Raw genomic sequence first — 22044 nt, forward strand, 5'->3', positions numbered from 1 at the left:
TATCGGACAGGCCCCCACCCCGACGCTGCGCGTCGACCCTCCCCACGAGGGGGAGGGTAAGAGAACTCACCGCCCGCCGATGACGCCGATATAGTCGGACACCCAACGATAGTAGGGTACGCACTGGTTGTTCTGGGTGGCGCATTTCGAGACCGGCGTCTTCCAGAACTTGATCTTGTCGAAATTGTCGTAGCCGTTGGTCTTGCAGCCTTCCTCGCCGAGCAGCTCGTTGCCCTTGCAGGCGGCGGGCACCACGGGGAGCGATCCGAACCAGGCCGAGACGTCGCCTTGCACCTTGGGCGACAGCGAATGTTCGAGCCACATATAGGCACAGTTCGGGTGGGCCGCGTCGGCTTCCATCATGGTGGTGTCGGCCCAGCCGGTGACGCCTTCCTCCGGCACGGTCGAGGCGACCGGCTTCTTGGCGGCGACCAGCGTGTTGACCTGGTACGGCCATGAACCCGAGGCGACGACGCCTTCGTTCTGGAAGTCGTCGACCTGGATGGCGGCATCGTGCCAGTAGCGGCCGACCAGCGTGCGCTGCACGCGCAGCAGGTCGAGGGCTGCCTTGTACTGGTCTTCGTTGAGCTCGTAGGGATCCTTGATGCCGAGTTCCGGCTTGTGGAACATCAAATAGTTGGCGGCGTCGGCGATGTGGATCGGTCCGTCATAGGCCTGGACGCGGCCCTTGTTGGATTTGCCGTCGGGCAGCTTCATCTCCTCGAAGACGACGTTCCAGCTCTTCGGCGCTTCCTTGAAGACCTCGGTGTTGTACATCAGGATGTTCGGTCCCCACTGATAGGGGACGCCATAGTGGACCTTGTCGACGGTGAACCAGGGCGCGTCCTTGAGCCGGTCGTCGACCGCCTTCCAGCTCGGGATGAGATCGGTGTTGATCGGCTGCACGCGCTTGCCGGCGACGAGGCGCAGCGACGCATCGCCCGAAGCCGTGACGAGGTCGAAACCGCCCTCGTTCATCAGCGAGACCATCTCGTCCGAGGTGTTGGCGGTCTTGACGTTGACCTTGCAGCCGCTTTCCTTCTCGAAGGCGGCGACCCAGTCATAGCCCTTGTCGGTCTCACCGCGCTCGATATAGCCCGGCCAGGCAACGATGTTGACTTCGCCTTCGCCCTTGCCGAGTTCCTTGACCTGGGCGATGGCCTGACCGGAGAAGGCCAGCGCGACCGTCAGCGCCGTGCATGACTTCAGGAATGAATTCATCGTCGATCTCCCATTTTGAGGGGCCGCGCTGCTGTGACGGCTTTGTTCCCTGTACGGAAAGTGCTCGGAAAACTCCGGTTTCGCAAATTCATTTATCAGAAGGGCGGTATCGGTTTTTCCGATAGCTGGCACTGCTGGATCAGAGGCGCTGGCGGACCATCCGCTGCGACTGGGCAAGCCCGATGAAATCGCGCGCCGCCTGCGGCAGGCCTGAGCCACGCCGCCAGACCATGCCGACCTGCACCACCGGCAAGGAGCCGGAGATATCACGCGATTCGATGCGGTCGCCTTCCAGCGACCATGGGCGGTAGACAAGGTCGGGCAGCAGCGCCACGCCGGCGCCGGTGGCGACCAGGCTGCGCACGGCTTCCACGGAACGAGTGCGGAAGGCGACATGCGGCCTGGCGCCGATCGCCGTCAGCAGCTTGCCGGTGTTCTCCTCGATCTCATCGACGGTGAGCATGATCAGCGGCTCGGAGGCGATGTCGCCGATGCCGATGATGTCGGCGCCGGCGAGCGGATGGCCGAGCGGCAGCCACAAGCGATAGGCCGAGACCTCGAGGATTTCCGATTGCAGGGCGGTGCGGTCGCGCAAATTGGACGTGACCATGACGGCAATGTCGAGCTTGCCGCCGATCAGGAGATGCTCGAGGTAGTCGCCATTGTCCTCGATGGCCGAGACCTCGACGCCCGGATAGGCGCGGCGGTAGCGGGAAAGCAGATCCGACAGCACATAGCCGGCGACCAGCGAGGTGACGCCGAGCTGCAGCCGCCCGCCGGTCGCGGCCTGCTCGCCGGAGAAGGAGCGGCGGGCATCGGAAACGTCGGCGAGGATCTTCGTCGCGTGGCGCAGGAACTGATGGCCCTTGTGGGTGATGTTGAGGCCGCGCGGATGGCGTTCGAACAGTTCGACGCCGAGATCGCTTTCGAGCTCCTTGATCGCCTCGGTGACCGACGATTGCGAAATGGAGAGGTTCTGTGCCGCGCCCGAGACAGTGCCCTGCTCGGCGACGGCAATGAAGAACTGCAACTGGCGGATGGTGAAAGCCATGGCCGGACTAAACACGGCGCAAGCGGCTGTGGGAAGTGCTGGTCGGCCGATCGTCAACAGGCCCAGTCGTCAACAGGCCTGGTCGTCCAGGCCTAGTCGTCAAAAGGCATTGGCCGGATCAGAACCCGGCGGCGTCGCCGGCGACGCTGAGCCGCGCGCCGGCCTGCGCGAGGGCGGCGGCAATGTCACGTGGCGGCGAGCGGTCGGTGGCGAGTTCGGAAAAGCCATCGAAGCCGCAGACCTGGACCAGGCCCTGACGGCCGAATTTCGTGTGGTCGGTGACAACAAGCGAGCGCTGGCCGCGCGACAGCACCATGCGGGCGAATTCGGCCTCGTCCAGATCGTAATCCATGACGCCCGTCACCGCGTCGACGGCGCCGGTGGAGATGACGGCGTGGCTGACTGAAAAACGGCTGACGAACTCGATGGCCGAGGCACCGAAGGCGGCACCGGAATCGCTGCGCAACTCGCCACCGGCCATATAGACTTTGTTGCCGTTGATGGTGGCCAGCGTGCGGGCGATGTCGGACGAATTGGTGACGACCGTCAGCCGCCGGTGGCCGAGCAATTCCCGCGCCAGGAACGAGGTCGTGGTGCCGGTGTCGAGCATGATCGATTCACCGTCGCGGATGGTGGCGGCGACCATGCGGGCAATGACGCGCTTGGCATCGGCATTCTCGCGCATGCGCCGTTCGAAAGGCGCTTCGCCGACCATCGAAGGCAGGCCGATGGCACCATGCATCTTCAGGACCGAGCCGTCGCCGGTGAGCGGCTTGACGTCGCGGCGCACGGTTTCGAGTGAAACGCCCAGCCGGTCGGCGAGGCTGGCGATGGTGACGGTGCCCTCCTCCTGCAGCAGCCGCAGGATTTCGCCGTGGCGTTTCGAATGGACCATCTGGTTTCCCGGGTTCAGAACTTTGACCGATTCTAAGGTAATTGAAGCGGTTTTAAAGGAACTGTCCCTTCATTTCGGGCAAAATACCCAAAAAAGGTCACATCTTTTTGTTGACAGCCGAGCAACCTTGGCGTGAAATTCAATGTCAGAGGGTTCGGAGCTGCAACGGGAGGGCGATGGCAGAGCCGGAACTCGCAGAGCCAGACAGCTTGGCATGTGGCTGGCGCAAGGAATTTTCAGATCCGCGGGGGCGGATGCCGGGCTCAAAAACCCGGCCACGGGGCTCGTCGGTGCGGTGCGGGATACCGATCCTGGCGTCCCGCACCGACGAGATTATCCGCGTTTTTCCCCGCTGTCGTCGCGCTGCCCGTAGCGCCTCGTCGAAACCAGCAAACCAGGCCACAAACCAGGGATAGCTCCGTGATTGCAGAAGACCGCATCCGTGCCCTGCCCTGCTGGACCGGGGCCATCGAGATCGCCCCGCTGCCCGGCGGCCTGAGCAACGCCAATTATGTGGTCAGCGACGCCGCGGGACGGCATGTCGTGCGCTTCGGCCAGGACTATCCCTTCCACCATGTCTTCCGCGAGCGCGAGGTGATGACCGCGCGGGCCGCGCACGCCGCCGGTTTCGCGCCGGCGGTGCACTATGCAGAACCGGGGATCATGGTGACGGCGTATCTTGGAGCCAGGACCTATCTGGCCGACGATGTGCGCGCCAATCTTGGCCGGGTCGCGGCCCTGATGCGCGGTTTCCACCGGGAGATGCCCAACCATATCTCCGGCGCCGGCTTCATGTTCTGGGTGTTCCACGTCATCCGCGATTATGCACGTACGCTGGAGGAAGGCGGCAGCCGCAAGCGCAGCGAACTGCCGCACCTGCTGACACTGGCGGACGAACTGGAGCGCGCTCAGAAACTGCTGCCGATCGTCTTTGGCCACAACGATCTGTTGCCGGCCAACATTCTCGACGACGGCAACAGGCTGTGGCTGATCGATTTCGAATATGCCGGTTTCAACACGGCCATGTTCGACCTTTCCGGCGTTGCCTCGAATGCCGGCATGAGCGACGAGGAATCCTTCGCCTTCCTGACCGCCTATTTCATGAAGGAGCCGGACGAGGCGATCCGCCGCTCGCACGCGGCCATGCAATGCGCCTCGCTGCTGCGCGAGGCGATGTGGAGCATGGTGTCGGAACTCTATCTCGACGCGCCGGGCATCGACTACGTCGCCTATACCGAGGAAAACCTGGTGCGGCTCGACGCGGCGCTGGAAAACTACCGGACAAAATACGGGATCCTGAAATCATGACATTGCCTGGCCATGCCGCGATCGTCGTCATCGGCGGCGGCATCATCGGCTGTTCGACGGCCTATCATCTAGCGCGCGATCACAAGGCCGACGTGGTGCTGCTCGAGCAAGGCAAGCTGACCTCGGGCTCGACCTGGCACGCCGCCGGCCTGGTCGGGCAATTGCGCTCGTCGGCCTCGATCACGCGCGTGCTCAAATACTCGGTCGAGCTCTACAAGGGGCTGGAGGCCGAAACCGGCCTTGCCACCGGCTGGAAGATGACCGGCTGCCTGCGGCTCGCGACCAATGCCGACCGCTGGACCGAATACAAAAGGCTGGCGACGACGGCGAAAAGCTTCGGCATGGACATGCAGCTTTTGTCGCCGGCGGAGGTCAAGGCGATGTGGCCGCTGATGGAAACCGGCGATCTCGTCGGCGCCTCCTGGCTGCCGACCGATGGCCAGGCGAGCCCCTCGGACATCACGCAGTCGCTGGCCAAGGGCGCGCGCATGCATGGCGCGAAGCTTTACGAGGATGTGCGCGTCACCGGTTTCGAGATGAAGGACGGCCGCATCACAACGGTGAAGACCAACAAGGGCGACATTGCCTGCGACAAGGTGGTGAACTGTGCCGGGCAGTGGGCGCGGCAGGTCGGCGCGATGGCCGGCATCAACGTGCCGCTGCAGCCGGTGAAGCACCAGTACATCATCACCGAGAAGATCGCTGGCCTGGCGACCGACGCGCCGACAATCCGCGACCCCGACCGCCGCACCTATTTCAAGGAGGAGGTCGGCGGGCTGGTGATGGGCGGCTACGAGCCCAATCCGCAGGCCTGGAGGACCGATCTGCCCGGCGGCGACGTGCCCGACGATTGGGAATTCCGGCTGTTCGACGACGACTACGATCATTTCGAGCAGCACATGACGCAGGCGATCGCGCGCGTGCCGGCGCTGGAAACCGTCGGCGTCAAGCAGATGATCAACGGGCCGGAGAGCTTTACGCCGGACGGCAATTTCATCCTCGGCACGGCACCGGAATGCGCCAACATGTTCGTCGGCGCCGGCTTCAACGCGTTCGGCATCGCGTCCGGCGGCGGTGCCGGCTGGGTGCTGGCGCAGTGGGTGGTCGATGGCGAGGCGCCGCTCGACCTGTGGGTGGTCGACATCAGGCGCTTTTCCAACTTGCATCGCGACCGGCAATGGGTGTGCGACCGCACGCTGGAAGCCTATGGCAAGCACTACACGATCGGCTTCCCGCATGAGGAGTATGCCAGCGGTCGGCCGCGCATCGTCTCGCCGCTTTATGAGCGGCTGAAACAGCGGCAGGCCGTGTTCGGCTCGAAGCTCGGCTGGGAACGGCCGAACTGGTTCGCGCCAGAGGGGGTCGAACCGCGGGACATCTATTCCATGGGCCGGCAGAACTGGTTCGCGGCGGTCGGCGACGAACACCGGCATGTGCGTGAAAAGGTCGGTATTTTCGACCAATCGTCCTTCGCCAAATACGAGTTGAGCGGACCTGACGCGGCGAAGGCGCTGGACTGGATCTGCGCCAACGACGTCAGCAAGCCGGCCGGCCGGCTGACCTACACCCAGCTTCTCAACACGCGCGGCGGCATTGAGGCCGACCTGACCGTTGCGCGGCTGGCCGAGGAGACATTCTACATCGTCACCGGCACCGGGTTCCGCACCCACGATGCCTCGTGGATCAGCGACCATATTGGCGAGGGCCTCGATGCCACACTTGCCGATGTCACCGAGGATTTCGGCACGCTCTCGCTGATGGGACCCCGGGCGCGCGACGTGCTGGCTGGCGTGACCGATGCGGACGTGTCGAACACAGCATTCCCGTTCGGCCATGTCCGTGAAATTGCCATTGCCGGCCACACGGTACGGGCGTTGCGCGTCACCTATGTCGGCGAACTCGGCTGGGAGTTGCACGTACCGATCGCCGCCACCGGCGAAGTCTTCGACGCGCTGATGGCGGCCGGCAAGAGGCACGGCATCCGCCCTGTCGGCTATCGCGCGCTGGAATCGCTGCGGCTGGAAAAGGGCTATCGCGCCTGGGGCTCCGACATCACGCCCAACGACACGCCGCAGGAAGCCGGGCTCGGCTGGGCGGTCAAGCTGCGCAAGAACACCGATTTTGTCGGCCGGCGCGCGCTGGAGAAGGCCAACGGCACGGCATTGAAGAAGCGCTTTGCCGGCTTCACGGTCGATGATCCCGACATCGTGCTGCTCGGACGCGAGACCATCCTGCGCAATGGCGAGCCGGTCGGCTATCTGACCAGCGGCGGCTATGGCTACACGCTGGGCAAGAACATCGGCTACGGCTATGTGCGCAACGCCGATGGGGTGAGCGACGATTTTCTCGCCTCGGGCGACTATGAACTGGTCGTGGCCATGGAGCGGGCGCCTGCCAAAATCCATCTCGAGCCGATGTACGATCCGGCAGCGGGGCGAGTGAAGGCCTAGTTGACGCGCAGCGCAAGACCGCGGCTGGGCACGGTGTCGGCCTCGCCAGGCATGGAGACGTAAGGCCGCGTTTCCTCGACGCGGGTGACGAGGCCTTGCGCCTCGAGTTCGGCGATGCGCGCGGCAAAGCCTTGATCCCAGAGCGTGTTCTTGACCGTCAGCACGATGATGCCGCCCGGGCGGCAGATGCGGATCAGTTCGTCCAGCCCTTCGACGCCGACATGGCCCGAGGTGAAGACGCCGGCCGATACGATGCCGGCGTAGGCATCATCGGCAAAGGGCAGCTCGCCGCCGAGCGCCAGGCAATGCAGCGCCGAATAGACGCCCTTGCGAGCGGCCTGATCCAGCATGCCTTGCGAGATGTCGAGCGCCTCGACCTCAGGATAGCCTGCAATGTTCAACCATTCGCCGATGAGCCCGGTGCCCGCGCCGGCGTCGAGCAGCGGGACTGAGCCGCGCGGCAGATGGCGGGCCAGCAAGGCAAGGCAGATCGTCGGATGGCGGTAGCCGGCGGCCGACATGTCGGCATCATAGGTTTGCGACCAGCGATCATACAGCGCCGCCACTTCCTCGGGCCGTGTCGCGGCATAGGCTGCGCTGAGCGCGCCCAGGTGTTTATCGTCCGTCATGCTTTCTCGCCCGATCGAGTTGCCTTCGATCGGATGATAGCCAAACGGCGAAAATTGTGGAACCGTTGCGGCGAGAAATAACCGCGTGGGGCGAAGGCATGGTGACGGACGAGGTGCGGGCGAAACTTGCCGCAATTCCGATGCTGGCCGGCTATACCGGGCCGCTGGATCGGCTCGGCGGCCTCACCAACCTGGTCTTCAAGGCCGGCGAATTCTGCCTGCGCATTCCCGGCAAGGGTACGGAAGAGTATATCAACCGCGCCAATGAGGCGGTGGCGGCGTGCGAGGCAGCCAAGGCAGGCGTAGCCCCCGAGGTGCTGCATGTCGACCCCGGCACCGGGATGATGGTGACGCGATTCATCGCCGGCGCCGAGACGATGTCGCCGGAGAAATTCAAGGCCCGGCCGGGCAGTCCGGCGCGTGCCGGCGAGGCCTTCCGCAAGTTGCATGCTTCGGGCGCCGTATTCCCGTTCCGCTTCGAACTGTTTGCAATGATCGACGATTATCTCAAGGTGCTGTCGACCAAGAATGTCGCGCTGCCCGCCGGCTATCACGATGTGGTGCGCGAGGCCGAGACCGTGCGATCGGCGCTTGCCGCGCATCCGCTCCCCATCGTCGCCTGCCACTGCGATCCGCTGTGCGAGAACTTTCTCGATACGGGAGAGCGGATGTGGATCGTCGACTGGGAATATTCCGGGATGAACGACCCGCTCTGGGATCTCGGCGACCTCAGTGTGGAGGGCAGATTCGACACCGCGCAGGACGAGGAGATGATGCGCGCCTATTTCGGCGGCGAAGCGACGCCGGCGGAGCGCGGCCGCGTCGTCATCTACAAGGCGATGTGCGACCTCTTGTGGACGCTGTGGGGCCTGATCCAGCTCGCCAACGACAACCCGGTCGACGATTTCCGCGCCTATGCCGACGGGCGGTTTGCCCGCTGCAAGGCGTTGATGGAGACGCCGGAGTTTTCACGGCACCTGGCGGCCGTGCGTAGGGGTTAGTTCACGCCCTTCGGCACGTTTTCCGGCGGCACCGTGGTCTCGACCACTTTCTGGCGGTGGAAGATGAACAGGCCGGCGAGCACCACAATGCCGGAGCCGATCAGGATGCGCGGGCCGGGAACGTCGCCGAAGAACGCCAGCCCGAAGACCACCGCCCATAACAGCAGCGTGTAGTGCAGCGGCGCCAGCGTCGAGGCCGGCGCCAGCTTGAGCGCCCTGGTGATCATCAGATGCGCGCCGCAGGAGACGATGCCGAGCAGCAGCATGGCGCCGAAATCGAGCGCCGACGGTGTCCGCCAGGCGCCGATGGTCATGACGCCGCCGACCACCAGCGTGCCGATGGTCTGCCACGTCACCAGATTGGTGTCGCTGGTGCCGCGCAGCCGGCGGTTGAGGATGATGGCAAAGGCAAAGGCGATGCTGCCGACGAGCGCGAAGCCCGACGACAGCGAAAACGCCGCCGAAGACGGCTTCAGCATGATCAGCACGNTCAGCACGCCGAAGAAGCCGAGCAGGATCGCCGCCCAGCGGCGCCAGCCGACCTTTTCGCCCAGCAGGAAGTGCGACAGCGCGGCGACATAGATCGGCCCTGCCATGTAGAAGCTCATGACATCGGCGAGCGGCAGATAGACGACGGCGGCGTAGAACAAGGCTGTGTCCAGCGTCGTCGCCACCACGCGCAGGATTTGCAGCCCCGGCCGCTCCATCTGGAACAGTCTGCCGGCGCCCTGGTTGGCGATCATCGGACCAAGCACGAAGAAGGCGCCGATCGACCGGATCAGCACCACCTGGCCAACGGAGAAGCTGGCGACCAGCCACTTGCCCATCGCATCGTTCAGCGCAAACAGGAAATCGCCGGCCAGCATCAGCAGAATGCCGGCCAGAAGCACGTTCCTGATCGTGGAATTTTGCGCCACGGGTTGCGTCATGCCGATCCCGATTCCTCCCTTTTCGTAACTGCGTCCTAGACGGAAGCGGCCACTTTGACGAGGAGAATCCGGGAAAGGGCGAGACCAGAACCGGGAATCGACTGGGCCTACCCTGCCTGATGCCTGCGGTTGACCGTTGCCGGCCGGCCGGGGATGGACAGCCTGGTGTCCTGCCTTGTCCTTTCCGCCACCACCTTGCCCCTGGCGACGACGCAAATGCGCTCGGCGCGCAGGCGCAGGGCCTCGATCGGGTTGCCGGCATCGAGGATGACAAGGCTGGCGCGCTTGCCGACCGCCAGGCCGAGATGATCGAGCCCCATGATCGCGGCATTGACGCTGGTGACCATGTCGAAGCAGCGCGCCATGTCGGCCGGGCTGGACATCTGGGCCACATGCAGCCCCATGAAGGCGACGTCGAGCATGTCGGCGGTGCCCAGCGAATACCAGGGATCGAGCACGCAATCCTGGCCCCAGCCGACGCGGATGCCCAGCGCCTGCATCTCCTTGACCCGGGTCAGGCCGCGGCGCTTCGGGAAGGTGTCGTGGCGGCCCTGCAGCATGATGTTGATCAGCGGGTTGGGAATGGCCGACACACCGGCCTCGGCAATCAGCGGCAGAAGCTTCGAGACATAGTAATTGTCCATCGAATGCATCGAGGTGAGGTGCGAGCCGGCCACCTTGCCCTGCAGGCCCAGCCGCTGCGTCTCATAGGCCAGTTGCTCGATATGGCGCGACAGCGGGTCGTCGGTCTCGTCGCAATGCAGGTCGACCATCAGGCCGCGTCTTGCCGCGATCTCGCAGAGTTCGGTCACCGAGCGCGTACCATCGGCCATGGTGCGTTCGAAATGCGGGATGCCGCCGACCACGTCGACGCCCATGTCCAGCGCGCGGATGGTGTTTTGGCGTGCCGTCGGCGAGCGATAGAAGCCGTCCTGCGGAAAAGCCACCAATTGCAGGTCTATGTAAGGGGCGATGGTCTTCTTGACGTCGAGCAGGGCCTCGACCGCCAGCAGCCGGTCGTCGCAGACATCGACATGGGTGCGAATGGCGAGCAGGCCCATCGACACCGCCCAGTCGCAATAGGCGAGCGCCCGGTCGCGCACCGCCTCATGTGTCAGCAGCGGCTTCAGTTCGCCCCAGAGCGAAATGCCTTCGAGCAGCGTACCCGACGCGTTGATGCGCGGGATGCCGTAGGAGAGCGTGGCGTCCATGTGGAAATGCGGGTCGACGAAGGGCGGCGACACCAGATTGCCATATGCATCGATTGCCACACCGGCGGTGACATTCAGTTCGGGCTCGATTGCCGCGATTGTCTCACCGATAATGCCGATATCGGCGATGGTGCCGTCAGGCAGCGTTCCGCCGCGCACGATAAGGTCGAAATCCATCGTTCGTCGTCCCCTGAAGAATCACTTTGACATCGTGTCGCAAAAGGCACCATGCCGCAGCCGTTTCTTGCCGACCGTTGCGGACAGTTCCCTCCAGCGGCAACTCCCTCTATAAGCCGCCTTCGTCCTCCCGGCATCAAGGATCAGCCGTTGTTTCGTTTCTTCCGTTCGACGGAAAACCAGCGCCTCGTCGCAAGGCTGCTCAAGGAATCTTTCCGGCAGCACAGGGTCGGCTACGGCGCCGCCATCCTGTCGATGCTGGTGGTGGCCGGCATGACGGCTGCCAGCGCCTGGATCCTGCGCGAAATCACCAATGAATTCGTGATCGACAAACGTGTCGACCGCGTCAACATGATTGCCCTGGCGGTCGCCGGAATCTTCGTCATCAAGGGCCTCGCCAATTTCGTGCAGGCCTATTTCATGAGCCGGGTCGGCAACGCCATCATCGCCGAGCGGCAGCGCAAGATCTACGACCGCATCCTGGCGCAAGGCATCGAATTCTACCATTCGACCTCGTCGTCCGACCTGATCACCCGCATGACCAACAATGCCCAGGCGGCGCGCAACGTGCTCGACCTGATCGTCACCTCCTATGTGCGCGATCTGGTGACCTTGGCTGCCCTGATTGGGGTCATGGTATGGCAGCAGCCGGCGCTGTCGCTGATCTGCTTCGTCGTCGGCCCGGTGGCCATCTATGGCGTCAACCGCATCCTGAAGCGTGTGCGTAAGTTCGCTGCCATGGAGTTCCGCTCGGTCGGCCAGATCGTACAGGTGATGCAGGAAACCGCGATCGGCGTGCGCGTGGTCAAGTCCTTCAACCTCGAAGGGTTGATGCGCAAGCGCATGTACAAGGCGGTATCGGACGTCGAGGACAGGGCCAACAACATCGCCGCGCTGGAAGCGGTGACCAGCCCGGTGATGGAGACGCTGGCCGGGCTGGCGATCGCCGGTGCGGTCACGGTGAGCGGCATGCTGGTTCTGCAGGGCGGCCAGATGCCCGGCAACATCATGGCCTTCATCGCGGCGCTGCTGCTGGCTTATGAACCGGCAAAGCGGCTGGCCCGCGTGCGGATATCGCTGGAAAGCGGCATTGTCGGCGTGCGCATGATGTTCCAACTCGCCGACGAACCGCTGACGTTGGCCGAAAAGCCGGATGCGAGACCGCTTCTGGCCGGACCGGGCGAGATCCGCTTCGACGCCGTCAGCTTCGCCTATCAGAATGGCCCGCCGGTGCTGGATCGGTTCGACCTGACCCTGGCGCCCGGCAAGATGACGGCGCTGGTCGGGCCTTCCGGCAGCGGCAAGTCGACGATCCTGAACCTGATCATGCGCATGTACGACCCGCAGGGCGGCAAGGTGCTGCTCGACGGCCAGGACATCTCCCACGCCACACTCGCGTCGCTGCGGGAAAAGATCGCCTATGTCAGCCAGGATACGTTCCTGTTTGCCGGCACGATCATGCACAACATCCGGCTCGGGCGGCAGGATGCGACCGACGAAGAGGTGATCGCCGCCGCCAGGGCGGCCAACGCGCATGACTTCATCATGGCGCAGGCGAAAGGCTACGAGACCGACGTCGGCGAGAATGGCGGCCTCTTGTCCGGCGGCCAGCGCCAGCGCATCTCGATCGCACGCGCCATGCTGCGCAACGCCGAAATCCTGCTCCTGGACGAGGCGACCAGCGCGCTCGACGCCGAATCGGAAGCGCTGTTCCGCGACGCGCTGCAGCAACTGACCGAAGGCCGCACGACGATCGTCATCGCGCACCGCCTGTCGACGGTTCACCAGGCCGATACGATCGTGGTGCTGGAAGGCGGCAAGGTGGTAGAGAGCGGCCCACACCGGACCTTGCTCAAGCAGGGTGGGCTGTATCAGAAGCTCTATGAGTACCAGTTGATGCCGTGAGGCGCTTCTTCCTTCTCCCCTTGCGGGAGAAGGTGGCCTCGCGTAGCGAGGTCGGATGAGGGGTGCTCCAGCTTGGCGCCGCTGGCACTCCGTCACCCACCCCTCAACCGTCTCGGCGCTGCGCACCGATCCACCTTCTCCCACAAGGGGAGAAGGAAGAACCACGCTACTCCGGCACGTGCCTCACCGCGCCCTTGTCGGCGCTGGTGGCAAAGGCAGCGTAGGCGCGGAGCGCCGTCGTCACCTTGCGCTTGCGCTTTTCCTCGGGCTTCCAGGCCAGGGCGCCTTTTGCCTCCATTGCAGCACGCCGGGCATCGAGCTCTTCGTCGCTGACCGCCAGGCGGATGGTGCGGTTAGGGATGTCGATCTCGATCGTGTCGCCCTCCTGCACCAGACCGATCATGCCGCCCTCCGCCGCTTCCGGCGAAGCATGGCCGATCGACAGGCCCGATGTGCCGCCCGAGAAGCGGCCATCGGTGACCAGCGCGCAGGCCTTGCCGAGCCCTTTCGACTTCAGATAGCTGGTCGGGTAGAGCATTTCCTGCATGCCGGGGCCGCCGCGCGGGCCTTCATAGCGGATGACGACGACATCGCCGGCCCTGATCTCGTTGGACAGGATCGCCTTGACCGAGGCATCCTGGCTTTCGAACACGCGAGCTGGCCCGGTGAACTTCAGGATCGACTCGTCGACGCCGGCGGTCTTCACGATGCAGCCGTCGAGCGCCAGATTGCCCTTGAGCACGGCAAGGCCGCCGTCCTTCGAGAACGGCGTCTCGGCCGATCGGATGACGCCTTTCTCGCGGTCGAGATCAAGATCGTCCCAGCGGCGATCCTGGCTGAAGGCGACCTGCGTCGGCACGCCGCCGGGTGCGGCGAGGAAGAAATCGCGGACGTTCTGGCTGGTCGTGCGCGAGATATCCCAATGGTCGAGCGCCTCGCCAAGGCTTGATGTGTGCACCGTCGGCAGGTCGCGGTTAATCAGTCCGGCTTTGTCGAGTTGGCCGAGGATCGCCATGATGCCGCCGGCGCGGTGGACGTCTTCCATGTGGACGTCGGACTTGGCCGGCGCCACCTTGCAGAGCACCGGAACCCGCCGCGACAGCCGGTCGATGTCCTCCATCGTAAAGTCGACCTCGCCCTCATGCGCGGCAGCCAATATATGCAGCACCGTGTTGGTCGAGCCGCCCATGGCGATGTCGAGCGTCATGGCGTTCTCGAAGGCGCCCTTGGAGGCAATGCTGCGCGGCAGTGCGGTCTCGTCGTCCTGTTCGTAATAGCGCTGGGCCAGATCGACGATGAGATGGCCGGCCTCGACGAACAACCGCTTGCGGTCGGCATGCGTCGCCAGCGTCGAACCGTTGCCGGGCAGCGACAGGCCGAGCGCCTCGGTCAGGCAGTTCATCGAATTGGCGGTGAACATGCCCGAGCAGGAGCCGCAGGTCGGGCAGGCCGAGCGCTCGATGACCTTGACGTCCTCATCGGAGATCTTGTCGTCTGCGGCCGCGACCATGGCATCGACCAGGTCAAGCGCCTGCGTTTTGCCGGCGAGTACCACCTTGCCCGCCTCCATCGGCCCGCCGGACACGAAGACGGTCGGGATGTTGAGGCGCAACGAGGCCATCAACATGCCGGGGGTGATCTTGTCGCAATTGGAGATACAGACCATGGCGTCGGCGCAGTGCGCATTGACCATGTATTCGACGGAATCGGCGATCAGCTCGCGCGACGGCAGCGAATAGAGCATGCCGTCATGGCCCATGGCGATACCGTCATCGACGGCGATGGTATTGAATTCCTTGGCGACGCCGCCGGCCTTCTCGATTTCACGCGCGACCAGCTGGCCAAGGTCCTTCAAATGGACATGGCCCGGCACGAACTGGGTGAAGGAGTTGACCACGGCGATGATCGGCTTGCCGAAATCACTGTCCTTCATGCCAGTGGCGCGCCAGAGGCCCCGGGCGCCGGCCATGTTGCGGCCATGGGTGGTGGTGCGGGAGCGATAGGCAGGCATGTTTTTTCCTTGGTGGCTGGCCGCAGCCGAGGAAGGGCGCGGCGGCGCTGAATTCGGATCGCAGGCGTTATAGACGCGCAAGTCCGGTCTGGCCACAATTTTGCTATGCGCCAGATTCCGCGAAAGACCGGATGTCGCAAAAAATTTCAGGCCGCTGTCGGATCGCTCGGCGCGTGGCCGTCCTTGGGCAAACGGCAGGAATGGCACCATTCTCGGAGTCAGCCGTTTCCCTATAACAGCAAAAGAGCAAACCGAGGAGCACGACATGCAAAAGATCACCACCTGCCTGTGGTTCGACGGCCAGGCCGAGGAGGCGATGAATTTCTATGTCTCCATTTTCAAGAATTCGAAGGTGCTGAGCGTGATGCGTTGGCCCGAAGGCCACGCCGATGAAGGCAAGGTGCTGGTGACTACGTTCGAACTCGACGGCGTGCCGTTTCAGGCGCTCAATGGCGGGCCGCAATTCAAGTTCAACGAGGCGATGTCACAGTCGATCGACTGCAAGACGCAGGAAGAGGTGGATTATTTCTGGGAGAAGCTCACCGAGGGCGGCGAGCCCGGCCCCTGCAGCTGGCTGAAAGACAAGTTCGGCGTTTCCTGGCAGGTCGTGCCGGAGCAGCTGCCGAAGCTGCTTCTGGATCCGGACCGGGCCAAGGCCGGCCGGGTGATGTCGGCGATGATGAAGATGGGCAAGATCGATATTGCCACGATCGAAGCGGCTGCAAGAGGCTGAGTGAAGCCCTCAACGCCGCGCTGCCCCTCATCCGCCCTTCGGGCACCTTCTCCCCGTGAACGGGGAGAAGGCAAGCTGGCGCTTACGCCGCCTTGTCGCGGACCTGGTAGTCCTTGATGGTGGCGAAGCGGATCGCTTTCCAGCGTTCGGCTTCGTAGTTCAGCGAGAAGGCGTGCTGGGCGAGGAATACAGGGTCGTTGTCGAGGTCGCGGGCGATGTCGCCGCGATGCGCCTCGATGAAGCGGAGTGTCTCGGCCTTGTCGTCGGCCGAGATCCAGCGACACACTGAGAAGCGCGACATCTCGAATTCGACCGGCAGCGTGTATTCGAAGTTCAGCCGCTCCTTCAGCACGTCGAGTTGCAGCGCGCCGACGACGCCGACGATGGCCGGCGAGCCGTCCTCGGGCGAAAACAGTTGCACGACGCCCTCCTCGGCCATCTGGTGCAGCGCTTCCTTGAGCTTCTTGGCCTTCATCGCATCGCCGAGACGCACACGACGCAGGATTTCGGGCGCGAAGTTCGGCACGCCGCGAAACAGGATTTCCTCACCCTCGGTCAGCGTGTCGCCGATGCGCAGCGTGCCGTGGTTGGGAATGCCGACGACATCGCCGGCGAACGCTTCGTCCGCTGTGACGCGGGTGCGGGCAAAGAAGAACTGCGGCGCCGAGAGCGACATCGGTTTGCCGGTGCGCACCAGCTTGGCCTTCATGCCGCGCTCGAGCTTGCCCGAGCAGACGCGCACGAAAGCGATGCGGTCACGGTGGTTGGGGTCCATGTTGGCCTGGATCTTGAAGACGAAGGAGGTCATCTTCTCCTCGGTCGCCTCGATCGTGCGGGTGTCCGCCTCCTGCGCGCGCGGCGGCGGGCCAAAAGCGCCAAGCGCCTCGATCAGGTCGCGAACGCCATAATTGCGCAGCGCCGAGCCGAAATAGACCGGCGTCAGATGGCCCTCGCGAAACGCTTCGACATCAAGGGGTCGGCACGCTTCGCGCGCCAGTTCCAGTTCCTCGATGAACGCTTCGCGCTCGTTCTCCGGCAGCAGGCCGGCGACGCGGTTGGAATCGGGACCATTGACGGGCGTGCGTTCCTTCTCGTCGTCGCCCCTGCGCACCGCGTTCAGCGCCAAATGGTAAGTGCCGGAAAACGTCTTGCCGCGACCGATCGGCCAGGTGATGGGCGCTGTATCCAGCGCCAGCTTCTGCTCGATCTCGTCGAGGATTTCGAACGGGTCGCGGCTTTCACGGTCCATCTTGTTGACGAAGGTGATGATCGGGATGTCGCGCAGCCGGCAGACCTCGAACAGCTTCAGCGTGCGCGGCTCGATGCCCTTGGCGGCGTCGATGACCATGACGGCCGAGTCGACCGCCGACAGCGTGCGATAGGTGTCGTCGGCGAAATCCTCGTGGCCGGGCGTGTCGAGCAGGTTGAAGACATTATCCTCATACTCGAAGGTCATCACCGAGGTGACGACCGAAATGCCGCGCTCGCGCTCGATCTTCATCCAGTCGGACCGGGTCTGGATGCGGTCCTTCTTGGCCTTGACCTCGCCGGCAAGCTGGATGGCGCCGCCGAACAGCAGCAGCTTTTCGGTGAGCGTCGTCTTGCCGGCGTCCGGATGCGCGATGATCGCGAAGGTGCGGCGGCGCGATACCGCCTGTTCGATGTCTTCAGCCAATTTTTGGAATCCTGTCTGTGGCGCGGGCTTCTAGCAGCGCATTTCGGGCCTGTCGAACAGATTTGGCCGGATTGGCCTGCCGGCACTTGAGATAGGTTCGACGCGATGGCATCAGAAGACCCTGTTCGACGGAGGTTCCGCATGGGCGCAGCCAAGCAAGTGATCGTCATCGGCGCCGGTATTATCGGTGCTTCCATGACCTGGCACCTGACCAGGGCCGGGGCGCGGGTGACGGTCATCGCCGCCGACAGCGCCGCAGGTGGGGTCGCCACGCCGAACTCCTTTGCCTGGATCAACGCCACATGGGGCAATCCGGAGCCCTATTTCCGGCTGCGCACCCGCGCCATGGCCGAATGGTCGCGGCTGGCACGGGACCTGCCCGGCCTGCCGCTCAGCTGGTGCGGCGGCCTGTGCTGGGATTTGTCGGCGACTGACATGGAAACCTATACCGCGCAGCATTCGGCCTGGGGCTATGGCATCGAGCGCGTCGACCGCGCTGGCGCGGCACGTATAGAGCCCAATCTCATCGAACTCCCGGATGTCGCCTTGCATGTCGCCGAAGAGGGTGTTGCCGAGCCGGTCGCGGCAACGAAGGCGCTGCTGGCCGATGCCGAACGACGCGGCGCGGGGATCATCTCCAGCACGGTGACGGCGCTTGTCCAGACAGGCGGCAGGATTTCGGGCGTCGACACATCGCATGGGCTGCTTGCCACCGACGAGGTGGTGATCGCGGCCGGCGTCGGCTCAGCAGATATTGCCGCCACCGCCGGCATAAATCTGCCGCTCGAGACGCCACCCGGCCTGATCGTCCACTCGCGGCCCCACCAGAAACTGCTGAACGGACTGGTGCTGGCCGAGCGGCTGCATATGCGCCAGACGGCCGAGGGCCGCATCATCGCCGGTTCCGATTTCGCTGGCGCCGATCCCGGCGTGGATGCGCAAGCCACCGCCAGCGAACTGTTCGCGGTCCTGAAAGCCAGCCTGCGCGGCGGAGACGGGCTGGCGCTCGACTTCCACACGGTCGGCTACCGGCCGACGCCGATCGACGGTTTTCCGATCATCGGCCGCGCGGAGGGCATGGACGGCGTCTATGTCAGCGTCATGCATTCCGGCATCACGCTGGCGCCGGCCGTCGGCCTGTTTGCCGCTCGCGAAATCCTTGACGGCGAGCGCGATCCGCTGCTGGCGCCCTATGGATTGGGTCGCTTCGCTCAATAGCCTGGCGGGCGGCTGAAGCCACCGGTCAACGGCATCATTGCCCTGGCGATGCCGAGCAGCCGTGATTCCGACCAGCGCCTGCCGACCAGTTGCAGGCCGATCGGCAGGCCGTCGCTGTCCTGTCCGCAGGGCATCGAGAGCGCCGGGTGGCCGCTGTAGTTGAAGACAGCACCATAGGCCGGGAGCATCCAGTAGCTCTGGTCCTTGCCGTCGACTTTGATCGGCGTGCCAGACTCGCAATGTGAAAAGGCCGTGGTCATGGCGACCGGGCAGAGCAGCGCATCATGTTTTTCAAGGAACTGATCCCAGGCGAGAATCGATCTGTCACGGCGGGCGAGCGCCTCGAACCAGCGCGAGACGGGTGTCGGCTCGTCCGGCGGCTCGGGCTGCGCGGCCTCCATCATCATGCCGATCAGCGCGCCTCCTTGCGCGAGATCGTCATGCAAATCCAGTTTTGGAAGTTTCGCTTTCTCGACGGTCGCGCCGGCCGATTGCAACTGCTTTGCGATATTTTCAACAGCAGCACCGATGTCGTCGGTCACCGGGAAGCCTGGAAAGGTCGGTGCAAAGGCGATGCGCAATGTCTTGAGGTCGAGCTTCGGCATGTCCTCGACCGGCACCGGCGCGAGATCGGTGTCACGCCCGTCCGATCCGGCAATGATGCGATAGATCAAGCACAAATCGTCCACGCTGCGCGCCAGCGGCCCGACGCAGGACATCAGCCGGACGCTGCGCGCGGCATCGCCCGGATTGGGAAAGGCACCGGCCAACGAGACGCGATGCTCCGTTGGTTTCAAGCCGTAGACGCCGCAAAAGGCGGCTGGGAGACGGATCGAACCCTGCATGTCGGTACCGACATCGAACGGCGTCATGCTAGCCGCGATCGCCGCTGCCGCGCCGCCGCTGGAGCCGCCAGAGGTGCGCTCAAGGTTCCAAGGATTGCTTGTGCGGCCGAACAGCGGATTGTTCGACTGCCAATCGGACAGCATGCTGGCAACGTTCGTCTTGGCCATCAGCACGCCGCCGGCCGCCTTCAGCCTGGCGACGACCGGGCTGTCCTGCTGCGCGACATAGTCGGCGAAGAGCGGAAAGCCGACGGTTGTTTTCATGCCTGCTGTCTCGTGCATGTCCTTCAGGGTGAAGGGAACGCCATGCAGCGGACCGAGCGCTTCGCCCCGCACCAGCGCTGCGTCCGCTTTCTTGGCGCGTTCGCGCGCGCCCTCCCTGTCGAGCGAGACGACCGCGTTGACTGTCTCGTTGTGACTGTCGATCTGCGCCAGATGGGCGTCGAGTGCCTCGACGGCGGAGATTTTGCGCGCGGCGATTGCCGTGGCGAGATCGACGGTTGAGGAGAAGGCAATGTGCATGAGGAATGCTCCGGCTTGGCGGCACTCGCCTTGAAGATGGCGGATCGAGGCACGGCTTCAAGCGGAGTTGAGCATTCGAGGATCGGCTGTGCTTGATTGGAATTGCGCCGGTCAAGGCCAATCGGATTTAGTCGACGGTCTCGCTTCGGCTGCGAAATGTTCCTGCCGGTCATCGACGGGGCCGTGATCTTCGCTATGGTTCCACCTCAGGCGGCCCAAAATGTATCGCCAGCCAATCACGATTGGGCATCCCGGCCGGCAGCACTCGGGGGGAGCCGCGATCCTCGGGCTCTCCCTAAATAGCTCGAAGCGATATCCCGTTGCGGATCATGGATCCCCGCGTCGACAAGCACCCGCGTCGACAAGCAATTGGCTTACTGGAAATTGAAATACAGCGCCGGCGGGTATTGCTGCCCTTCGGTGGCCGTCGCGGTTGCCCCCGCGGCCGACCTGATTCCGCCTGTCGACGTGTCGTCCAGGGGCGGCCGGGTCACCTGCGCCGTGGCGGCATTGTCTTGCGTCACCGCAACTTTCTTCTTGGCCTCCGCCGCTTGCGACAAGACAAGCAGCACGAGCAGTGCGGACAGAACGAGTTTCATGACAGTTTTCCTCTCTGGCTACAAAGCGCGCGCATTTCCTGGATAGGCTCATACGGCGCGCCCAAGTTCCTCTTCATGAGTCATCAACTCCACCTCGCCGCTGTGCGCGGCTTGGCCGCCTCACTGCCTGAATCCGGACTCGTCGAGCAGGGCGACCTGCTTGCCGTCGATATAGAAGCGAATCGCGTGCGCCTCGTTATCGACGTCGATGCGGGTCGGCTTGGCGGCCACCACAGCCGTTGCGCCCTTGAGATATCTCGAGTGAGAGTCGCCGGCCGGCGCGTATCGAAACAGCAGCACCAGTGCGATGCAGCCTGCGGTAAATACGATGAATGTCAGTCTGGAAGAGGCGTTTGCGGTCATCCGGTCATTCCTTCAATTCGAGGTGGCATTACGGTTCGGTTGCTACCGGGCTTCTCAGCCTGGTTTCGCCGTTGCTCGATGGGAGCGTGTCACAGCTTTTCGAAAGAAAGGGGAATGACCTCCCCGGCGCACGTTCAGAACGTTCGCTGACAGTATGCCCCTTGCCCTTCGCGAGCTTAGCGCCGGCCCACAAGCCGGGAAGGCTGCACGCGCGGAATGCCGTGGAATTCTCTGGAATTCCTTTTATATTAGCAGATCGAAAAGTAAGGTGTGAGGTTTTGCCACGGCGTGTTATGGCGGAAACCAAACCGCAAAGGCAGCCACGTGGCACAGCACATTGCTCAGAAATTACGGCTGACTTCGGCGTTGTTGGGGACGGTAACCCGCAAGGATCTGGCGGCGGCTTTCCGGTCCGTCAATCCGAAGACCTCATTCGATCTCGGCCGTGCCGACAAATGGCTGCAGGGCCGCGCCCAGCCGCGCGAGCATAGTGTGTATGAAGACTGGGTGAAGCTGCTGGGCTTGGAACAGTCAGGCGCATGGATCGCCGACTGCGACCTGCCAAACTTCACGGCCGCGATCGCGACCCGCCACAACATCGACAGCGCAGATCTCGAACGCCGCGCCGGGTCTCAGTTCGAGACCTCGTCCAACCATGAAGAGCGCAGCCTCGCCTTGGCGCTTGCCGGTACCTATGCATGCTATTCGCGTGCCTGGTCTCCTTACTATCGCGGCCAATTCATCAGGGGCATCCTGTCGATGGAGCCGGGGCCTGGCTCACATGGCCTGACCGCCAGCTATCGCGAAATCTTGCCGACAGGCCAGTTGGTGCTTGGCGGCCCGGTCACGCCGGCCAAGCGTGCCCTTTACATGCATCTGAGGGAAGTCGGCGGGGATGCGCAGTTCTTCGTCAGCCTGTTCCCGCGGTCGCAGCCGGGGAGCGTTCTTGGCGGATATATGTGTGGAACGGCGATTATCGGCCCGGAGGCGCAGCCGTCGCTTACAAGGATCCTCATGGTGCGTCTGCGCGATCAGGCGCGGGGCGCCACCCCGTGGGGCGGATACCTGCTGCCCGATGAGTCGATTTCGGCAGATCTGGCATCGGTCGGCATGTCCATCGAGCATCCCGAGCAGGTCGACCGGCAGCTCACGCGGTTCCTCGTTGGAGGGAGCGATGGCGGCGTCCACCAGATCCCGCCTGCCGAGTTCCGCGCCATCCTCGATGTCTTCGACCGCCACTGGCTGAAGCACTCGAGCGCGCGGCAAAGCCCCTGAAGTGCCAAACGCCGGATGTCGCGGCG

Annotated in this window: 18 protein-coding genes; 7 read left to right on the top strand and 11 right to left on the bottom strand. The window is 64.0% G+C overall.

All coding sequences use genetic code 11. The features are described 5' to 3' along the window. Positions 1 to 66 precede the first annotated feature (66 nt). The 3 genes from X741_RS165810 to X741_RS165800 form a co-directional block, all read right to left on the bottom strand. Positions 67 to 1221 carry an ABC transporter substrate-binding protein gene (locus X741_RS165810; protein ID WP_023775769.1) on the bottom strand — a complete coding sequence of 385 codons (1155 nt, stop codon included), beginning with the start codon at positions 1219 to 1221 and terminating at the stop codon, positions 67 to 69. Positions 1222 to 1360: 139 nt separating this feature from the next. Next, positions 1361 to 2272, bottom strand: coding sequence for a LysR family transcriptional regulator (locus tag X741_RS165805; RefSeq protein ID WP_023766348.1), 912 nt, complete (start codon positions 2270 to 2272; stop codon positions 1361 to 1363). A gap of 118 nt (positions 2273 to 2390) precedes the next feature. Continuing rightward, on the bottom strand, positions 2391 to 3167 hold the full coding sequence (locus X741_RS165800; protein WP_023766347.1) for a DeoR/GlpR family DNA-binding transcription regulator: 777 nt from the start codon (positions 3165 to 3167) through the stop codon (positions 2391 to 2393). 420 nt (positions 3168 to 3587) lie between these two features. On the opposite strand from X741_RS165800, the gene X741_RS165795 reads away from it, so the two are divergent. Next, on the top strand, positions 3588 to 4475 hold the full coding sequence (locus X741_RS165795) for a phosphotransferase family protein (RefSeq protein WP_013891401.1): 888 nt from the start codon (positions 3588 to 3590) through the stop codon (positions 4473 to 4475). After that, positions 4472 to 6925: an FAD-dependent oxidoreductase gene (locus X741_RS165790; RefSeq protein ID WP_023775770.1), complete on the top strand. Its 2454-nt coding sequence runs from the start codon at positions 4472 to 4474 to the stop codon at positions 6923 to 6925. The genes X741_RS165795 and X741_RS165790 overlap by 4 nt, the downstream gene beginning before the upstream one ends. Here X741_RS165790 and X741_RS165785 read toward each other — a convergent pair. After that, positions 6922 to 7554: a class I SAM-dependent methyltransferase gene (locus X741_RS165785; protein ID WP_023775771.1), complete on the bottom strand. Its 633-nt coding sequence runs from the start codon at positions 7552 to 7554 to the stop codon at positions 6922 to 6924. The genes X741_RS165790 and X741_RS165785 overlap by 4 nt on opposite strands. A gap of 98 nt (positions 7555 to 7652) precedes the next feature. Between X741_RS165785 and X741_RS165780 the strand changes: the two genes are divergently transcribed. Next, positions 7653 to 8555 carry a phosphotransferase family protein gene (locus tag X741_RS165780; RefSeq protein ID WP_023775772.1) on the top strand — a complete coding sequence of 301 codons (903 nt, stop codon included), beginning with the start codon at positions 7653 to 7655 and terminating at the stop codon, positions 8553 to 8555. Here the strand turns inward: X741_RS165780 and X741_RS165775 are convergent. Continuing rightward, the gene (locus X741_RS165775; RefSeq protein ID WP_023775773.1) at positions 8552 to 9484 is read right to left on the bottom strand and encodes a DMT family transporter; all 933 of its coding nucleotides are present in this window, start codon (positions 9482 to 9484) and stop codon (positions 8552 to 8554) included. The two genes, X741_RS165780 and X741_RS165775, sit on opposite strands and share 4 nt — an antisense overlap. A gap of 107 nt (positions 9485 to 9591) precedes the next feature. Beyond that, positions 9592 to 10872, bottom strand: coding sequence for an amidohydrolase family protein (locus X741_RS165770; protein ID WP_023766342.1), 1281 nt, complete (start codon positions 10870 to 10872; stop codon positions 9592 to 9594). 150 nt (positions 10873 to 11022) lie between these two features. Between X741_RS165770 and X741_RS165765 the strand changes: the two genes are divergently transcribed. Further along, the gene (locus X741_RS165765) at positions 11023 to 12777 is read left to right on the top strand and encodes an ABC transporter ATP-binding protein (RefSeq protein WP_023775774.1); all 1755 of its coding nucleotides are present in this window, start codon (positions 11023 to 11025) and stop codon (positions 12775 to 12777) included. Between the two features lie 166 nt (positions 12778 to 12943). Here the strand turns inward: X741_RS165765 and ilvD are convergent, their stop codons facing one another. Next, complete coding sequence (gene ilvD / locus X741_RS165760) at positions 12944 to 14788, bottom strand: dihydroxy-acid dehydratase (RefSeq protein WP_023775775.1); 1845 nt, start codon at positions 14786 to 14788, stop codon at positions 12944 to 12946. A gap of 265 nt (positions 14789 to 15053) precedes the next feature. On the opposite strand from ilvD, the gene X741_RS165755 reads away from it, so the two are divergent. Further along, complete coding sequence (locus X741_RS165755) at positions 15054 to 15521, top strand: VOC family protein (RefSeq protein ID WP_023775776.1); 468 nt, start codon at positions 15054 to 15056, stop codon at positions 15519 to 15521. 82 nt (positions 15522 to 15603) lie between these two features. Here X741_RS165755 and X741_RS165750 read toward each other — a convergent pair whose 3' ends face one another. Further along, positions 15604 to 17196, bottom strand: coding sequence for a peptide chain release factor 3 (locus X741_RS165750; RefSeq protein WP_023775777.1), 1593 nt, complete (start codon positions 17194 to 17196; stop codon positions 15604 to 15606). A gap of 141 nt (positions 17197 to 17337) precedes the next feature. On the opposite strand from X741_RS165750, the gene X741_RS165745 reads away from it, so the two are divergent. Continuing rightward, positions 17338 to 18414, top strand: a complete 1077-nt coding sequence (locus tag X741_RS165745) for an FAD-binding oxidoreductase (protein ID WP_023775778.1) — start codon at positions 17338 to 17340, stop codon at positions 18412 to 18414. On the opposite strand, the gene X741_RS165740 is transcribed toward X741_RS165745, so the two are convergent. The 3 genes from X741_RS165740 to X741_RS165730 form a co-directional block, all read right to left on the bottom strand. Then, the gene (locus tag X741_RS165740; RefSeq protein ID WP_023775779.1) at positions 18408 to 19781 is read right to left on the bottom strand and encodes an amidase; all 1374 of its coding nucleotides are present in this window, start codon (positions 19779 to 19781) and stop codon (positions 18408 to 18410) included. The two genes, X741_RS165745 and X741_RS165740, sit on opposite strands and share 7 nt — an antisense overlap. A gap of 374 nt (positions 19782 to 20155) precedes the next feature. After that, positions 20156 to 20380, bottom strand: a complete 225-nt coding sequence (locus X741_RS165735; RefSeq protein WP_013891413.1) for a hypothetical protein — start codon at positions 20378 to 20380, stop codon at positions 20156 to 20158. Between the two features lie 120 nt (positions 20381 to 20500). Continuing rightward, the gene (locus tag X741_RS165730; RefSeq protein ID WP_013891414.1) at positions 20501 to 20743 is read right to left on the bottom strand and encodes a hypothetical protein; all 243 of its coding nucleotides are present in this window, start codon (positions 20741 to 20743) and stop codon (positions 20501 to 20503) included. A 324-nt stretch (positions 20744 to 21067) separates the two neighbouring features. Here X741_RS165730 and X741_RS165725 point away from each other — a divergent pair, with 324 nt between their 5' ends. Further along, positions 21068 to 22018: a hypothetical protein gene (locus X741_RS165725; protein ID WP_032927345.1), complete on the top strand. Its 951-nt coding sequence runs from the start codon at positions 21068 to 21070 to the stop codon at positions 22016 to 22018. Positions 22019 to 22044: the final 26 nt, after the last annotated feature.

It is taken from the genome of Mesorhizobium sp. LNHC221B00 (assembly GCF_000502935.1).
Taxonomy (GTDB): Bacteria; Pseudomonadota; Alphaproteobacteria; order Rhizobiales; family Rhizobiaceae; genus Mesorhizobium; species Mesorhizobium opportunistum.

Coding starts and splice junctions, on each gene's coding strand:
- X741_RS165810 (WP_023775769.1), bottom strand. CDS start 1,221: ATGAATTCATTCCTGAAGTCATGCACGGCGCTGACGGTCGCGCTGGCC.
- X741_RS165805 (WP_023766348.1), bottom strand. CDS start 2,272: ATGGCTTTCACCATCCGCCAGTTGCAGTTCTTCATTGCCGTCGCCGAG.
- X741_RS165800 (WP_023766347.1), bottom strand. CDS start 3,167: ATGGTCCATTCGAAACGCCACGGCGAAATCCTGCGGCTGCTGCAGGAG.
- X741_RS165790 (WP_023775770.1), top strand. CDS start 4,472: ATGACATTGCCTGGCCATGCCGCGATCGTCGTCATCGGCGGCGGCATC.
- X741_RS165785 (WP_023775771.1), bottom strand. CDS start 7,554: ATGACGGACGATAAACACCTGGGCGCGCTCAGCGCAGCCTATGCCGCG.
- X741_RS165780 (WP_023775772.1), top strand. CDS start 7,653: ATGGTGACGGACGAGGTGCGGGCGAAACTTGCCGCAATTCCGATGCTG.
- X741_RS165770 (WP_023766342.1), bottom strand. CDS start 10,872: ATGGATTTCGACCTTATCGTGCGCGGCGGAACGCTGCCTGACGGCACC.
- ilvD (WP_023775775.1), bottom strand. CDS start 14,788: ATGCCTGCCTATCGCTCCCGCACCACCACCCATGGCCGCAACATGGCC.
- X741_RS165755 (WP_023775776.1), top strand. CDS start 15,054: ATGCAAAAGATCACCACCTGCCTGTGGTTCGACGGCCAGGCCGAGGAG.
- X741_RS165745 (WP_023775778.1), top strand. CDS start 17,338: ATGGGCGCAGCCAAGCAAGTGATCGTCATCGGCGCCGGTATTATCGGT.
- X741_RS165740 (WP_023775779.1), bottom strand. CDS start 19,781: ATGCACATTGCCTTCTCCTCAACCGTCGATCTCGCCACGGCAATCGCC.
- X741_RS165735 (WP_013891413.1), bottom strand. CDS start 20,380: ATGAAACTCGTTCTGTCCGCACTGCTCGTGCTGCTTGTCTTGTCGCAA.
- X741_RS165730 (WP_013891414.1), bottom strand. CDS start 20,743: ATGACCGCAAACGCCTCTTCCAGACTGACATTCATCGTATTTACCGCA.